Annotated in this window: 19 protein-coding genes; 4 read left to right on the plus strand and 15 right to left on the minus strand. The window is 63.0% G+C overall.

Annotated elements, in window-relative coordinates; all coding sequences use genetic code 11:
• Positions 1-54: 54 nt before the first annotated feature.
• Positions 55-1,026, plus strand: coding sequence for a CobW family GTP-binding protein (locus NITMOv2_RS15810; protein ID WP_053380786.1), 972 nt, complete (start codon positions 55-57; stop codon positions 1,024-1,026).
• Between the two features lie 9 nt (positions 1,027-1,035).
• Here NITMOv2_RS15810 and NITMOv2_RS15815 read toward each other — a convergent pair whose 3' ends face one another.
• The 4 genes from NITMOv2_RS15815 to NITMOv2_RS15830 form a co-directional block, all read right to left on the minus strand.
• Positions 1,036-1,680: a phosphatase PAP2 family protein gene (locus tag NITMOv2_RS15815; protein ID WP_053380787.1), complete on the minus strand. Its 645-nt coding sequence runs from the start codon at positions 1,678-1,680 to the stop codon at positions 1,036-1,038.
• Positions 1,681-1,723: 43 nt separating this feature from the next.
• Positions 1,724-2,119, minus strand: a complete 396-nt coding sequence (locus NITMOv2_RS15820) for an energy transducer TonB family protein (RefSeq protein ID WP_238590366.1) — start codon at positions 2,117-2,119, stop codon at positions 1,724-1,726.
• 80 nt (positions 2,120-2,199) lie between these two features.
• Complete coding sequence (locus tag NITMOv2_RS15825; protein WP_187299242.1) at positions 2,200-4,542, minus strand: TonB-dependent receptor; 2,343 nt, start codon at positions 4,540-4,542, stop codon at positions 2,200-2,202.
• Between the two features lie 173 nt (positions 4,543-4,715).
• Complete coding sequence (locus NITMOv2_RS15830) at positions 4,716-5,048, minus strand: hypothetical protein (RefSeq protein ID WP_053380789.1); 333 nt, start codon at positions 5,046-5,048, stop codon at positions 4,716-4,718.
• A 173-nt stretch (positions 5,049-5,221) separates the two neighbouring features.
• Here NITMOv2_RS15830 and NITMOv2_RS15835 point away from each other — a divergent pair, with 173 nt between their 5' ends.
• Together NITMOv2_RS15835 and NITMOv2_RS25130 are read left to right on the plus strand one after the other, a co-directional pair.
• Positions 5,222-6,280, plus strand: coding sequence for a 3-deoxy-7-phosphoheptulonate synthase (locus NITMOv2_RS15835; RefSeq protein WP_053380790.1), 1,059 nt, complete (start codon positions 5,222-5,224; stop codon positions 6,278-6,280).
• Positions 6,281-6,423: 143 nt separating this feature from the next.
• Complete coding sequence (locus NITMOv2_RS25130) at positions 6,424-6,774, plus strand: hypothetical protein (protein WP_083448097.1); 351 nt, start codon at positions 6,424-6,426, stop codon at positions 6,772-6,774.
• Positions 6,775-6,825: 51 nt separating this feature from the next.
• On the opposite strand, the gene NITMOv2_RS15840 is transcribed toward NITMOv2_RS25130, so the two are convergent.
• The 10 genes from NITMOv2_RS15840 to NITMOv2_RS15880 all read right to left on the minus strand — a co-directional run bounded on the left by NITMOv2_RS15840 (position 6,826) and on the right by NITMOv2_RS15880 (position 12,297).
• Complete coding sequence (locus tag NITMOv2_RS15840) at positions 6,826-7,638, minus strand: ZIP family metal transporter (RefSeq protein ID WP_202967249.1); 813 nt, start codon at positions 7,636-7,638, stop codon at positions 6,826-6,828.
• A 56-nt stretch (positions 7,639-7,694) separates the two neighbouring features.
• Positions 7,695-8,042, minus strand: a complete 348-nt coding sequence (locus tag NITMOv2_RS15845) for a hypothetical protein (RefSeq protein ID WP_053380791.1) — start codon at positions 8,040-8,042, stop codon at positions 7,695-7,697.
• Positions 8,039-8,161, minus strand: a complete 123-nt coding sequence (locus NITMOv2_RS24730; RefSeq protein WP_274519474.1) for a hypothetical protein — start codon at positions 8,159-8,161, stop codon at positions 8,039-8,041. Before NITMOv2_RS24730 ends, NITMOv2_RS15845 begins: the two co-directional genes overlap by 4 nt.
• A complete protein-coding gene (locus NITMOv2_RS22905; RefSeq protein ID WP_187299243.1) occupies positions 8,161-8,448 on the minus strand; it encodes a GTP-binding protein in 288 nt (95 codons plus the stop codon). Before NITMOv2_RS22905 ends, NITMOv2_RS24730 begins: the two co-directional genes overlap by 1 nt.
• The gene (locus NITMOv2_RS15855) at positions 8,388-9,173 is read right to left on the minus strand and encodes a GTP-binding protein (RefSeq protein WP_053380793.1); all 786 of its coding nucleotides are present in this window, start codon (positions 9,171-9,173) and stop codon (positions 8,388-8,390) included. Before NITMOv2_RS15855 ends, NITMOv2_RS22905 begins: the two co-directional genes overlap by 61 nt.
• On the minus strand, positions 9,163-9,441 hold the full coding sequence (locus NITMOv2_RS15860) for a hypothetical protein (protein ID WP_053380794.1): 279 nt from the start codon (positions 9,439-9,441) through the stop codon (positions 9,163-9,165). Before NITMOv2_RS15860 ends, NITMOv2_RS15855 begins: the two co-directional genes overlap by 11 nt.
• Complete coding sequence (locus NITMOv2_RS15865) at positions 9,438-10,499, minus strand: WD40 repeat domain-containing protein (RefSeq protein WP_053380795.1); 1,062 nt, start codon at positions 10,497-10,499, stop codon at positions 9,438-9,440. The genes NITMOv2_RS15860 and NITMOv2_RS15865 overlap by 4 nt, the downstream gene beginning before the upstream one ends.
• Positions 10,487-11,458 carry a CobW family GTP-binding protein gene (locus NITMOv2_RS15870; RefSeq protein ID WP_053380796.1) on the minus strand — a complete coding sequence of 324 codons (972 nt, stop codon included), beginning with the start codon at positions 11,456-11,458 and terminating at the stop codon, positions 10,487-10,489. Before NITMOv2_RS15870 ends, NITMOv2_RS15865 begins: the two co-directional genes overlap by 13 nt.
• 126 nt (positions 11,459-11,584) lie before the next feature.
• The gene (locus NITMOv2_RS15875; protein WP_053380797.1) at positions 11,585-11,890 is read right to left on the minus strand and encodes a hypothetical protein; all 306 of its coding nucleotides are present in this window, start codon (positions 11,888-11,890) and stop codon (positions 11,585-11,587) included.
• Positions 11,881-12,297 carry a Fur family transcriptional regulator gene (locus tag NITMOv2_RS15880; protein WP_053380798.1) on the minus strand — a complete coding sequence of 139 codons (417 nt, stop codon included), beginning with the start codon at positions 12,295-12,297 and terminating at the stop codon, positions 11,881-11,883. Before NITMOv2_RS15880 ends, NITMOv2_RS15875 begins: the two co-directional genes overlap by 10 nt.
• A gap of 110 nt (positions 12,298-12,407) precedes the next feature.
• Here NITMOv2_RS15880 and NITMOv2_RS15885 point away from each other — a divergent pair, with 110 nt between their 5' ends.
• On the plus strand, positions 12,408-13,184 hold the full coding sequence (locus tag NITMOv2_RS15885) for a TatD family hydrolase (protein WP_053380799.1): 777 nt from the start codon (positions 12,408-12,410) through the stop codon (positions 13,182-13,184).
• On the opposite strand, the gene NITMOv2_RS15890 is transcribed toward NITMOv2_RS15885, so the two are convergent.
• Positions 13,171-13,680 carry an NYN domain-containing protein gene (locus tag NITMOv2_RS15890; protein WP_053380800.1) on the minus strand — a complete coding sequence of 170 codons (510 nt, stop codon included), beginning with the start codon at positions 13,678-13,680 and terminating at the stop codon, positions 13,171-13,173. The genes NITMOv2_RS15885 and NITMOv2_RS15890 overlap by 14 nt on opposite strands.
• Between the last annotated feature and the right edge of the window lie 65 nt (positions 13,681-13,745).

The following is a 13,745-nucleotide window of genomic DNA, read 5'->3' on the forward strand; positions in this document are numbered from 1 at the left end:
GCCGTATCCCGATAGAATGCAGTCGCTGCCGGCCGAAGCACGCGGAGACTGTCCATGCCCGTTCCCTTTTATATCCTGTGCGGATCGCTCGGCGCGGGAAAGACCACGCTGCTGATGCGGCTGCTGGAACATTGGAAAGCCGAGGGCCGCCGAGTCGGCGTGCTCATGAACGAGGCCGGCGCCATCAGCATCGACGGCCCGCGCGCCGGCACGCTGGCGGAGCAAGTGATGAATCTGGCCGGTGGCTGCGTCTGCTGCGACACCAAGGAAGACCTGTCCTGGGGCATCGCGCAGTTGGTGCGGGACTACGAGTCCGATGTGCTGATCCTGGAATGTTCGGGATTGGCCGATCCCGCGGAAGTGGTGGACGCGGTGACCGACCTCTACACCGCCCGGCTGGCTTCGCTGGAACGGATCATCGCGCTGCTCCATCCGGTATCCGCCGAGGCCAGCCACTCCAGCGCCTATGTCACCGCCCAGGCGATCCGCTGCGCCGACGAGCTGATCCTGAACAAGCGCGACCTCTATGTGCCCGGTCACTGGGAGCGGTTCAAGGCCGACATCCTCGCGCAGAACTCCTTCGCTCGCCTGTGGGAGACATCCCACGCGCGACTCGATCCGTCGGCCTTGCTGGCTCCGCGCCACACCGCCGCCCGATCGATGCCGACCAACGTCGTATTCGGCGGTTCCCGCACGACCGAGCATCGGACACGCGCCTCCTACCACCCGATCGCGACGACCGTCCGCTTACCGGGGCCGCTCGATCGCGACCGGTTCCTTGCCTGGTCCCGGGCGTTGCCCACAGAGCTGGAACGCGCAAAGGGGTTTTTCCGATTCGCGGGAGGACCGGAGCTGCAGGAATTCCAATACGCCCCTCCGGGGGAGCCGGCGATCGCGCCGGTGATGTTGTTGGACGAACCGGAGCCAGCCGTCGTGCTGATCGGGCGCGGCTATGACGTCGACGCCTGTGCCGCGGGTCTGTTGGCCTGCGCGGATCCTTCGACAGGCCCGGAGCGATCGGAATGATGACGGGGGTCAACCGACTTTCTCGACGCTCGCCGTGAGTGTCTTGTCCGTTTGTGGTGAGCCTGCCTGTGGTGAGTCGGGCCGACCCATCGAAGCACTCCGCAATTGGCAGAATACCGGCCACTGCTTCAACAGCCAGGCCGCCCCCGCTCCGCACAAGCCGCCGATCAGCCAGCCGGCGATGACATCCGTCGGATAGTGCGCGCCGATGTAGACGCGCGTGAGTCCGATGAAACCGACCAGCGGCCAGCTGATCCAGCCGGACCTCGGATAGAGCACGTGCAGAAAGCCGGCGACGGTCGCCGTATTGATGGCATGGTTGGACGGAAAGCCGAAGACTTTGCCGCAAGCTTCGATCTGATGGATGTCGGGCAACGCCATGCAAGGGCGCGGGCGGGCCGCGAGGTCTTTGAGGCGTGCGCCGACAAAATCCAGAACGCCGATGGAGGCGGCGAGCAGCGGCGCGGCGATCACCATCTCCCGCCAGGACAGCCAGAGCCAATACAGGGCCAGCAAAATCCCGGGCGCCCAGAGCAGGCCGGCGTTGGAGAGCATGAGCGCCAGCCAATCAAGAACTGCCGATTGCCCGGCGAGTCCATTGATGACGCGAAGCAGCGACTCGTCCCATTGCATGAAGGGACGATAAAGCGTCACGCGTCACGCGTCAAGGGTTATAGGGTCGCTCACGTCTATCTGGTCACCGCGTGCGGAAGTGAATGCGGACCGTCAGCTCGCCGTCGACCGGATCGTCGCCCTTCATCTGCGGATCGAAGGTCCATTTTTTCAACGCCGCCATGCCCGCCTGCGTCAGCTCCCGGTGCTTCGCCGGCTCCAAGATCACGACGGTCACCTTGGCGTCTTTGGACACCAGCATGCGGGCCTTCATCCAATCATCGAGATCCTTGCCGTCCAGCGAAGGCGGGATCGCCGGCCAAGGCGTCGACTTGGGCACCGGCCCCAGCTGCTGATCCTTGTTCAGCGAGAGCCCATGCACATGCACTTCCGGCAGCTCCAGCACGTCTTCCTGGTGGTCGCTTTCGTGCGTGGCTTCGTCACCGGCCGCCGCGAACGCGGCGGCCGGCCAAAGTGCCACACACAATGCGCAGCACGGGACAATCCGCCTGGTCGCTTGGAATGTCTGTCTGAGCGAAAGAGCCATTATGGATGCTTATATCAGAATACCCACTGAGCCCGAAAGAAAAACGACCGCGGCATGCCCGCATGGGATACGCCCAGGCCGATACTGCCCTCGCCCTGATTGATAAAGTACTTCTGGTCGAGCAGATTGACGATGTCGAACCCGAGCAGCAGTTTTTGTCCGTCCCAGGGCAAGGGGAACACGTGCGTTATGGACGCATTGTAAATGGTATAGGAGGGACTGTGGCTGGAGTTCGTCTTGGCCTCTTCGTCCACTGCGGTCCTTAGCCCGGACGCAAACAGCATCTGGCCCGTGAACGTCGTGCGCTCCTGCAAGCGGTAGCTCACGACTGCCGAACTGGTCAAGGTCTGCATGTGGTCGCAAAAGACGCCGCCCCGCGAGCTGATATCGTCGATTTCTTTCTGTTCGAGGAGGAAATGCCCGGATTGCAGGCCGTACCCCTTGCACTGCCCCCAGGCCAGATTCAACCGGGCGATCACATCGTTCATCACCTGCACCTTCAATGCACCGTCGATGCCGCGCTGCCAGCCCCGCTCGAACGCGAAAAAGTTCAACAACGGCGTCGTCCCGAACTGCCCGGCGTCGCTGAGATACCGCGACAGCTTGTAATACGCCGCCAACTCCAGCCAGGCCCAGTTGGTGAGGGCGTGATAGCTGCCGACTTCGAAATAATGCGCCCGCTCGGCGCGCACTGTATTGTTGGTCGTATTTTCCGGTTGCGCCGTCGTCCCGGCGGTGTTCAACTTGGCGAAGGAAATCGCTTCGAGGTTCGGCGGGGTGAACATGCGGCCGTAGTAGGCGTGGAAGACGTTGGCCTTGTTGTAGCGATAGGTCACGCCGATCCGCGGACTGACCTGTCCCTCGCTGGTCTGATACTGCACCGCGTCGCCGCGGACGCCGAGGTTGAACGTCCATTGCTCGTGCGGCGTCCACTGGTCCTGCACCCAGAATTCCTGCCGATAGCCGATCAGCCGGTTGTCCGAATTGATGTTGACGACGTTGGCAAGCGCCTCATCGAATGCCGTGATCCGTGTCTTGTTGACCGCCTGCGTGCGATCGAACTGGAAGCCCGTTTTGATGAGATGCTCCTTGCTGTGCACATAGGTGTAGTCCAGGCGCACGCCGCCGGAATAGGCCATGCGGTCCTGATCGGCCGCCTGGGCGCCCTCGATTTCAGGCGAGTAGGCGAGCACGTTGAACGGGTCCGTCCTGAACGTGGCTCGCGTGTGCCGGAAATAGCCCGCGAGCATGAAGAAATTGCTGCTGTTGATGTCGTGGCGCCAGACCATGTGGGCATACTGATTGTTTTCTTTCTGGTTCTCGTCGATCGCCTGCGAGGCCACGGGCGAAAATCCAGGCCGCACACTCTGAAGCAGCGGAACCGCCTGCCCGCTCGGATCCAACTCCTGTCCGGGCTGGGTCGGAATTTGATACTTCGCCACGGAGTTCAGGAACAGCCAGGTAAAGTTGTTGTGATTGTCGTGTTGATAGTCCCCGCGAATAAATGTCTGATTCCGCTCGCTCTGTCCGTGAAAGATCGAATGCCCGAGCGTCGGGGGCTCGATCCCGCGATTCGTCGTCGTATAGCTGTTCAGAATGTAGTAGCGGAACTTTTCGCCGATCGTGCCCCCGTATTCGAACGAGGGATTGATCGTCTGATTACTGCCCCCGAAGATCTGCGCCGAGCCGAACCCCGGTCTCGTGCCGCTCTTCGTCGTGATATCGATGACGGCTGCGGTGCGGTTCCCGTACTCGGCGGGGAGCCCGCCCAAGAGAATGTCCGCCCGCTCCCATGCCCGCGGCGTGATGACGTCAGTAAAGGTCGACGAGACCGTGTCCGGGATGGGCACGCCATCGATGCGGAATTGCAGATTGGCATGGTCCTGACGGATATGGACTTGTCTCAAGGCGCCATAGACGGCGCTCGGAATGGTGACAAGGACGTCTTCCAAGTTCACGTTGTTGCCGCGGGGCAACAGTTCCACATCCTTCCGGCTCACCCCGTACGTGGAGCTTGACGCCCGGTACTGGAGCGGCGGCAGCGGCGACACCACTTCGATGGCGAGTTCTGTTTTGGGCGCCAGCGTCAGAATCACGGGCGTCGCCTGCACGGCGTCGCCTTTCACGATCACATACTCGCTCTTGAGATTGCCCTGGACCGCACTGATCGAAAAGGTCCCGTCGCCTGGCAGCGTGATGTGAAATTCGCCCGCGTCGTTGCTGGCCGTCTCGGCCACGACTTGGCCCTCTTGATCCCGCACCTGGACCGTCGCTTGTCCCACGCGCCGCTGATCCTGATATTGCACCGTCCCTGTGAATGACTGTCCACCGGCCCCGGGCTCCTGTGCGAACGCCATCGTTGTCTGTTGCAGCGGGGACAGCCCCACACCGGCTGCGAGCAAGAAAGAACATACGGCACGACATCCCAACCGTCTCATGGATTCATTCCTCCTGATCATCGACATTCGGCGCGGACCGACACATCGGTCGGCGCCGGCCCGACTGGATTGACTATAGGCTGTTGTCTGGATCAGGAGCGCGGAGGCGCGCGGGAAGGACCGACTGAGGACAGCTCGACCGACAGCAGGACCGAATCGACGGGAGGCGCGTGCGGGCGAACCAGGCCGCAGGCCGCTAAGTGCGGAACGTCATCATCAATGGAGCCGGCCGTATGGTGCTGCACCCATTGGCAGAGGTCCGTGTCCGAGTGCTCATGCCCGTCGGTATCGGCCGCCGCCAATTCATGGTGGACGTCCTGAGCGACGGCGAGAGGGGCGAGGCCCAGCAGGACGGCAAGCAGAACGAGCGCGATCGCCGACCGCACCTCGATTCCGATGCCACGATGGAGAATGAGCCGGCTCATTGAAAACCTCAACGGCGGGCGCTCACAACGATTCGAAGGCCGCAAAATGTAAGCTCTTTTTCACCGGCTGTCAACAAGGTATAGACATTGGCCGGAATTCACGATAGATTTGGCGCAATTTTTAAGCGTATTTCCCGGCCGTTGCCAGGGATTTTCCCGTTTGCAGGCGCGTTATGAACAGACCCATCGACAATCAACATGTTCTTGAAATCAAGGCGCTGCCGTCTCCCCGCGCCATCAAGACCAAGCTGCCCATCACCGATCAAGCCGCCGCCCTGGTTGTGGAATCGCGCGCCGCCGTCCGCCGCATTTTGCACGGTCAGGATGCCGACCGCCTGGTCGTCATCGTCGGCCCCTGTTCCATCCACGATCCCGACGCCGCCTGCGACTACGCCGCCCGGTTGAAACCACTGGCCGACAACCTCAAGGACCGGCTGTTCATCGTGATGCGGACGTACTTCGAAAAACCGCGCACGACCATCGGCTGGAAAGGCCTCATCAACGATCCCCATCTGGACGGCACCTGCGACATCGCGACCGGCATGGAGTTGGCCCGCACCATCCTGCTCAAGATAAACGAGTTGGGCCTGCCCTGCGCCACGGAACTGCTCGATCCGATCAGCCCGCAGTACATCGCCGATCTCATCAGCTGGACCGCCATCGGCGCGCGGACGACCGAAAGCCAGACCCATCGCGAAATGGCGAGCGGCCTGTCGATGCCGGTCGGCTTCAAGAACGGAACGGAAGGCAGCCTGCAAGTCGCGGTCAACGCGATGACCTCGGCCCGGACGCCGCATCACTTCGTCGGCATCAATGCCGACGGCCAGACCTCGATCATCAAGACCATGGGCAATCCCGACCGCCACATCGTCCTGCGCGGCGGAGGCGGCAAGACCAATTACGACGCGGAGCACGTCGCCAGGGCGGAAGCCGCCGTAGCCGGCGAAGGCATCGCCCGGCCGATCATGATCGACTGCTCGCACGACAACTCCAGCAAGGACCATCGGCGGCAGGGCCTCGTGGCGCGGGAAGTGCTCCGGCAATTCCGCGAAGGCCGCCAGTCCATCATGGGCCTGATGCTCGAAAGCAATCTCCATCCCGGCAAGCAGACCTGGAAACAAGGCGTGCCCCTCGCCTACGGCGTGTCGATCACCGACGCCTGCCTCGGCTGGGATGAGACGGAATCGCTGCTGGTCGAGTTGGCCGAAGCCCTGGCGCCGCGGCCTGCTTAGACCGCGCTCCGTCATCCCCGTCATTGCTCCGTCGCCCGCACCGATGCCCGGCATCAATTCGCCGCCTCCCTGAACTCTGTGATTGATTACCACCCTTCCACCGTCCTAGAATTTGTCACCTACCTCTAGCCCAGGAGACAAGCATGGTCACCGTCCATCACGTGCATGACGCTCACGTGCACCGGCACGGACCCAATTGCGGTCACCGCGCCATCCACCATGAAGACCATCAGGACTACCTCCACGACGGTCATCTTCACCACCTGCACGAAGACCATGTCGACGAGCATGTCCTAAGCGTTTCGGCGGCCAATCCCGCAACCTGCACGCCGGGTCACGCCTGCAGCAGCCATGACACCACCCATCGTCACGGGGCCGACTGTGGTCACGACGCCGTTCCGCACGGGGACCATATCGATTATCTCGTCGACGGCCACCTGCACTTTGCGCACGGATCGCATTGCGATGATCACGGCGCCGTGCGGGTCGCTTAGTTCCGTCGAATCCAGTCTGCCGCAAGGTCGCCGAGGGCACAAGGGCCTCACCTAATGAGGCAACATCGTCAACGTCGCGATCGTCACCATGCCGGCGATCATCATGGCGAACTGCCAGACACCGCTCGCGGCGCCGATTCGTCCGTGCAGTCCGGGCACGAGATCGGCGAGCCCGATATAGAGAAAACTCGCCGCGGCGATGCTGAGCGCGTAGGGCACGATCGGCTCCGCATACCCGAGCCCTCCGTAGGCCGCCGCCACCCCCACGAGGGTGCCGAGCCCCGACAGGGTGTTCCAGAAGAAGGCTTTCCCACGCGAGAATCCGCTCGACAATAGGATCGTGAAATCGCTCAACTCCTGGGGCACTTCATGGCCCAAGACGGCCAGTGTCGTGACGAGGCCGAGTCCCGGAGAGGCCACGCACGCGGCGCCGATGGCGATGCCGTCCGCCATGTTGTGAACCCCGTCCCCGATCAGCACCAACATCCCGGTCTTCCGACCCAAGTCGTGTGCCTGGACCTCGCCGTGTGCGTGCCTTGCATGGTCGGGCCCGATGTCGGGAGCCCCTCCGTGTGCATGCCGCCAGATCACCGTCCATTCCAGCACGAAAAACAGCACGAGCCCGCACAACAATGAGACGCCCACCTCGTGAATGGGAATATGCTCGAGGGCCTCCGGAATGAGGCCGACGATGGCCGTGGCGAGCATCGTGCCTGTCGCATAACTGAGCAGATAGGGCATCACCCGCCGCCGCCAGCCGTCCGGAATGAACAAGACGACGGCCGCCGGCACCAGCGCCCCCAGGCTGCCGAGCAGGCCCATCATGACGGCGAACCACCAGGTAGATTCGGCGGCGATCGTCACCGCTTGTCACGCAGGCCATGCCGCCCCTTTTCCCTCACACTCGTTGCTCGCACCGTCTATCGGTCCCTTTCCTCCCGGCAGGTCAGCGCGTCGTGCACGACCGCGCACCAATGGCGAGCCTCGGACAACCGGACCATCCACCGCGCCTCGCCCTCCTCGTCTCCTGCCTCCGCCAGCAGATGCCGCACCGCTTCGGCCAGGGCCGCCGCCTCCGCGGCATGCTCAAGACGGCCGAGCGACAGCTCGGTGCTGCGGGCCAGTTCGGAGGCCCGGTGAAACAAGATGATCAGCGGCAGCATCGAAGCGGATTTGACTCGCTCCACCGGCAGGATCTCAATTCCCTTGCCGGCCTCCGGGCGAGAGCCCTCCGGAACCCCGCCCGACTCGACGCGTTCTTCGCTCATTCCGACACCTCGTGCGCGGCCAACTCGATCACCCGAGTCTTGACGGAACCGCGCTCGCCGAACGACACGCGGCGGCGCAGCGGCAGCCAGACCCCGTTCACCTCCGTGTACTTGGACATCACGGTCTTTTCCTTCTCGTCCGGCTCCATCGCTTGGTCTGGCGGGGCGGCCTGACGAGACACTCCGCGAGCCCCTTGAGGAAGCGTTCCCAGGGCACGCGCCGGCCGATCACGACGATCTGCGCGCGGGATTGCCTCCCGCCTTTGTACGGCGTGATGGCGAGCGATCCCATGATCCATTGCAGCTCTTGCCACCCGTCACGGCCCGGCACCTTGACGAATCCTTTCAACCGGACCACGGAGCGTTGAAAGCGCCGGAGCCAGTCCTCCAAGCGATCGGGATCCACCGGACGTAAAATCTTGAAACTTCCGCTCTGATAGCCAGCCGCCGAGTCCTTGACCGCGCCATTGGCGACGATCGCCGTTCGCCCTTCTTCCGGCACCTGCAACAAGCGGTCGACCGCGACTCTGCATGCACCGCCCTGACCACGCGCGCCCGGGGATTGACGGACCTGACCCGCCGCTCCACCAAGTCGGCTTGCCGTCCGTCGATCTGATCCAGCTTGTTGAGCACCACCGTATCGGCTTGCTTCAGGTGGTCTTCGGCCGCAGGCCAGAAGGCGCCGAGTTTCAGGAATCGCGGGGCGTCCACCATCACGATCACCGAGGCCAGCCTTCCTTTGTCCTGATGCTCCGCCAACGCCTGTTGGACACCGGCCACCACCTGGCCGGTGTCCGCCAAACCGGTCGTCTCGATGAACAGCGGCGCGCCCTGCGTCTCCTTCATGAGATGGCCGACCTTGTCGGTGAATTCTCCGGAGAGGTCGCAGCAGATGCAGCCGCTCAGCAGCGACTGGAGCTCCACATCCTGCAAGCGGGGATGCTCGTGGAGCAGCGCCCCATCGACATCGACTTCGCCGAACTCGTTCATCAACACCGCGGGTTTGACGCCCCGGTCCAACTCATACGCCAGCGCCCGCTTCAGCAGGGTCGTTTTCCCGCTGCCCAAGAATCCGGCGATCACGTAGATCGGCGTTCCGGCGGTCTGGGACTTGAGACGCTTAATGGACATGGTGCGGCTCCTCTCCTGCGGCCAACCGTTCGACGTCTGAGCGGGACACATCGGCGGCCGGCTTGTGGATCTTGTATTGCCGCCTGCGGCCCGGCCCTTCGAGCAGCGCGATCACCGTCTCGATCGGCGGGCAGCCCGGCTCCCGGCACTCCAACTCCGTGACCATGACCGTCATGTCTTCGGGCAGATGCCAGTATGCGCGCGCCCACTCTTTGACGCGTTCCGCCTGCTCCGGCGCAATGGTCCTGCGGCCGCCGAACAGATTCATGCTCCAATCCCTTCCACCGAAAACAACGAGACGACGCCGTCGCTGGAGCCGGTCGCGAGCCGCTTGCCTTGAGGACTCCAGGCCACGCATGACAGGCCCCCTTGCTTGTTCACTTCCTGACTGAAGAGCGGTTTGGTGCTCTGCGGCTCCCAAAGACAGAGCAGGCCGTCCTCTCCTACTGTGGCAACGATCGAGCGGTTGGGATGACAGGCGATCTCCTGAATCCAGCCCAGGTGCCCCTTGAAAAGTCGCCCGCCGGTGCCTTCGAACTTTTTCATATTCCATGACACCAGCGCAGGCCCGGAGGCGGTGAAGAGGTTCAGCCCGTTATGGTCGAACCGCACCGACGTGACCTTCACGGGGTAGCCGGACATGTGCCAATTCTGTTCGTTGTCCGTGCGGAAGAGATGAACCGATCCGTCGAGATTTCCCGAGGCCAGGTACTCTCCGCTGGGGCTCACCGAGATCGAGAGGAGCGCGCCGTCATATGGAAAGGGCCGGACCGGCTTGTCGTTGCCGATCTTCCACAGCCAGGCCCCGCCATAGCAGGACGCAAGCACTCCCTCGCCGCGCGGCATCCAGGTCAACGCCGAGACGGTCGTTTTGTGCGCGGGCACTTCACCGGCTGCCTGTGGAAGGGCGCCGGCCGGGACAGTCCAGATCCGCAGCAGCTTCCCGGCCGACGCGGCCAGAAACTTCCCGTCCGGAGACCAGGCGAGATGTTCCGCCCAGGCCTGCGGCGCGCCGACGGGCAACAGCGCGATGTCTTCGCCCGTCTTGCCGTCCCACACGCGCACGACGCCGTCCTGCCCGCCCGTCGCCAACTCGCTGCGCGTCGGATGCCAGGCCAGCGTCAGGGCCGACTGCTCGTGACCCTTGAGATCGCCGACCGGTTTCAATGACGGAAGCTGCCAGATCGACACCTGACCCGACGCAGCGCACGCGGCCAGGCAAGCGCCGTCTGCCGAGAAGGCCACCCGATTGATGTAGTCGCCGAGCGCGGCGTAGCCTACCGGACTCAGCGTGACGACCGATTTCGGTTTGGCTAAACGAGGCATGCCCGAAATCCCTTCTCCAACGCCGCACGATCCAGGTCCCGTCCGATGAAGACGAGTTGGTTGTTCCTCGCCTCCCCAGGCTTCCACGGGCGATCCGCCTTGCCGTCGAACAACATGTGCACGCCTTGAAACACGAACCGCTGGTCGCGGCCCTCGACGTTCAGGATGCCCTTCATCCGATAGATGTTCGTTCCCATGGTGGAGAGGACTTCCCGGAACCAGTCGTTGACCCTCCCCTCGTCGACGAGCCCGTCCTCGACCAGGGCGACGGAAAAGACGCTGGGATCGTGCTGGTGCGCGTCCTCGCCGAGAAAGTTCGGATCGATCTCCAGCTTGCGGCTGAGATCGAAGGCGCCGATGTTCAGCAGGCAATTGATTTCCACCTGGGCATCTTTCGTCCGATGGATCTTCGCCATCACGTTGATGGCCCGGATGCGCGCCTCCAATTCGTCCACTTCGGCCGGGGGCACGAGGTCGATCTTGTTCAAGAGGACCACGTCGGCGAACGCGATTTGCTCCTTGGCCTCCGGACTCTTGTCGAGATGCTCCCGGATATGTTTGGAATCGACGACCGTGACGATGCCGTCCAGCAGCAGGCGGCGCTTCATCTCGTCGTCGACGAAGAAGGTCTGCGCGACGGGCGCCGGATCGGCCAGGCCCGTCGTTTCGATGACCATGTAGTCGAAGCGGTCTTTCCGCTTCAGGAGATTGCCGATGATGCGGATCAAGTCGCCCCGCACGGTGCAGCAGATACATCCGTTGTTCATCTCGAAGATCTCTTCGTCGGCGCCGATCACGAGCTGGTTGTCGATCCCGACTTCGCCGAACTCGTTCACGATCACCGCTACGCGCTTGCCGTGCTCGGTGGTCAAGATGCGATTCAGCAAGGTCGTCTTGCCGGCGCCGAGAAACCCGGTCAGCACCGTGACCGGGACCAGTTCCTGTTCTGCCGTAGGCATAGCTTGCTCCTTCTTCTCAAGACGGGGATCGATCGCCGCGTCCTCTGCAGGACAGGATCACGCGCGGACACCGGGTCCCAACCCGATCCGTTCCTGCACGGGAAGCGGTGACAGAACTGATGGGGGTTAGATCAGAGCGGGGGGACCGCGTGAGGGATCGCTGAACAGGGGGATGGAACACAGCGGGGCTTGATAGGGAAGTTGGACCGGGGCGACACCCGGGGTCATGGTCAGCTCGGGGTGGGCGGACTGGAGGGACGTCCCGGCGACGTGGTCGAGCCAGGCGCAGACATCCGACTCGCTGTGATGGGAATCCGACGGAAGCGCCAGCTCATGTTGGAGGAGCAGCGGACTCAGGAACAAGGCGAGCATCAGATAGACCGACGCCAGTCCGAGCCTGAGCCAGCAGGATGTGGACGCGGCTATCGGCATTGCGGGCACCACCCGAAAAACTCCAGCGCGTGGCCTTCGACGGCAAACTTCGTCCGGGCCTCCACCAACTCGGTCAGCTTCTTGAGGGGACAGAGCATGAGGTCGACGATCTTGCCGCAACCGCGGCATTGGATATGGTGATGATGTTCCCTGCCATGCCGCACTTCGTACCGCGTCTGGCCTTCGTGGAGGCCGACGGGGTTCACCAGGCCGAGCTCCTGCAGCATCGCCAGGTTCCGGTACACCGTGACGAGATCCGCCGGCATGCGCTCTTTCTTGAGCCGGTCATGGACCTCCGCGGCCGTGATGGGCAGCGCGCTGCGTTCCAGGATGGCGAGAATCGCCTTCCTCGGCTTCGTCAGCTTTTTCCCGCCCGCTTTGAGGCTGTCAAAAATCGAGCTCGCCATCGCCAATTCTTAATTGCAAGTGACTTGCATTTACCACTGCGATGAAGCCGAAGTCAAGTCCGAAAGGCGACCGGCTCGTCTCTTCGCTGCCGGCATGCTAGGATGCGCCTATGTTGATCGACACGCACACCCATCTGGACGATGCCCGCTACAACGACGACCGGGACGCGATGATCGCGCGGGCCCGCGAGGCCGGCGTCGACGCGTTCGTCACCATCGGGTGTGATTTCGCGACGAGCCGCGCCGCCGTGTCTCTGGCCGAACGATATCCCTTCGTGTATGCCTCGATCGGGGTCCATCCCCACGAGGCCAAACACATGCAGGACGACTGGTACGACGAATTTCGCCGCCTCGCGAAGAACAAGAAGGTCGTGGCCTACGGAGAGATCGGGCTCGACTACCATTACAACCATTCCTCCCCGAAGGAACAGCGGGACCGGTTTCGCGAACAGATCCAACTCGCGCGCGAGCTGGCGCTGCCCGTGATCATCCACACGAGGGAGGCGCAGGAAGATACGATTGGGATTTTGAAGGAAGAGAAGGCGTCAGAGGTCGGCGGGGTGTTGCACTGCTTTTCCGGGGATGCTTGGCTGGCGAAGGAGGCGTTGGATTTGGGATTTTACCTCTCCTTTTCCGGCATCGTGACCTTTCAGAACGCGGCGATGCTGCGGGAGATTGCCAAGCACACACCGCTCGATCGCCTCCTGATCGAAACCGATTGCCCCTATCTCACCCCGGTCCCGCACCGGGGAAAACGCAACGAGCCGGCCTACGTCGCCCACGTGGCCCGGCAACTGGCGTCCGTTCATTTCGGCGAGGCCGATGCGATTGAGCGGATCGGACAGGCGACCACCGCCAACGCCAAACGGCTCTTCAAAATCGCTTGAGCTGCCTGGCGCGCCGGCGGAGCGCTTTCGGCAGTTTCCTGGGATTTCCCTTCTTTTCGGGCCCTCGTTGAGGCGGCTCATCCTCGGTGTCCAGTTCTTTGTGCGGAACGTTCGGGCTAGGGCCGGCCCCCTGCAGCCGCGCAAGAAACTCCTGCGCCTTCATCACCACTGCGCCGTGCGCCCTCGCCGTCGCGATGATCTCATGGTCGGAGCTGACCACGGCGCAGTCGCTCCCGTAATCGCGCGCGAGCCGCTGGATGACCTGATCGGCTTTTTCTCCCCGCTTGGAGTAGATCACCTGGACACCGGTCCGATATTCGCGCCCTTCCACCGGCTGTCCCTGCTGCCAACCGTCGAAGACGACCGTGATCGCATGTCCTTTCCGATGACGATAGGCGGCCAGATCCCGCAGAAGAGACTCCCGGGCCATCTCCGTCCTCGTAGACGAGACGGCGCCCAGAAGGTTGTAGCCGTCGATGATCAGATGCATCGCCATGGCGGGACGCTACCCTGTCGTCGAACGGGCTGTCAATGAAGGACCCTCGCCAGACAGTCTTCGCA

The sequence above is a fragment of the Nitrospira moscoviensis genome, assembly GCF_001273775.1.
Lineage (GTDB): Bacteria > Nitrospirota > Nitrospiria > Nitrospirales > Nitrospiraceae > Nitrospira_D > Nitrospira_D moscoviensis.

What these genes read in the sequence shown, in the direction of transcription:
- NITMOv2_RS15810 (WP_053380786.1), top strand. Translation starts at nt 55, where the DNA reads ATGCCCGTTCCCTTTTATATCCTGTGCGGATCGCTCGGCGCGGGAAAG.
- NITMOv2_RS15825 (WP_187299242.1), bottom strand. Translation starts at nt 4,542, where the DNA reads ATGGCGTTCGCACAGGAGCCCGGGGCCGGTGGACAGTCATTCACAGGG.
- NITMOv2_RS15830 (WP_053380789.1), bottom strand. Translation starts at nt 5,048, where the DNA reads ATGAGCCGGCTCATTCTCCATCGTGGCATCGGAATCGAGGTGCGGTCG.
- NITMOv2_RS15835 (WP_053380790.1), top strand. Translation starts at nt 5,222, where the DNA reads ATGAACAGACCCATCGACAATCAACATGTTCTTGAAATCAAGGCGCTG.
- NITMOv2_RS25130 (WP_083448097.1), top strand. Translation starts at nt 6,424, where the DNA reads ATGGTCACCGTCCATCACGTGCATGACGCTCACGTGCACCGGCACGGA.
- NITMOv2_RS15845 (WP_053380791.1), bottom strand. Translation starts at nt 8,042, where the DNA reads ATGAGCGAAGAACGCGTCGAGTCGGGCGGGGTTCCGGAGGGCTCTCGC.
- NITMOv2_RS24730 (WP_274519474.1), bottom strand. Translation starts at nt 8,161, where the DNA reads ATGTCCAAGTACACGGAGGTGAACGGGGTCTGGCTGCCGCTGCGCCGC.
- NITMOv2_RS15855 (WP_053380793.1), bottom strand. Translation starts at nt 9,173, where the DNA reads ATGTCCATTAAGCGTCTCAAGTCCCAGACCGCCGGAACGCCGATCTAC.
- NITMOv2_RS15860 (WP_053380794.1), bottom strand. Translation starts at nt 9,441, where the DNA reads ATGAATCTGTTCGGCGGCCGCAGGACCATTGCGCCGGAGCAGGCGGAA.
- NITMOv2_RS15865 (WP_053380795.1), bottom strand. Translation starts at nt 10,499, where the DNA reads ATGCCTCGTTTAGCCAAACCGAAATCGGTCGTCACGCTGAGTCCGGTA.
- NITMOv2_RS15870 (WP_053380796.1), bottom strand. Translation starts at nt 11,458, where the DNA reads ATGCCTACGGCAGAACAGGAACTGGTCCCGGTCACGGTGCTGACCGGG.
- NITMOv2_RS15875 (WP_053380797.1), bottom strand. Translation starts at nt 11,890, where the DNA reads ATGCCGATAGCCGCGTCCACATCCTGCTGGCTCAGGCTCGGACTGGCG.
- NITMOv2_RS15880 (WP_053380798.1), bottom strand. Translation starts at nt 12,297, where the DNA reads ATGGCGAGCTCGATTTTTGACAGCCTCAAAGCGGGCGGGAAAAAGCTG.
- NITMOv2_RS15885 (WP_053380799.1), top strand. Translation starts at nt 12,408, where the DNA reads ATGTTGATCGACACGCACACCCATCTGGACGATGCCCGCTACAACGAC.
- NITMOv2_RS15890 (WP_053380800.1), bottom strand. Translation starts at nt 13,680, where the DNA reads ATGGCGATGCATCTGATCATCGACGGCTACAACCTTCTGGGCGCCGTC.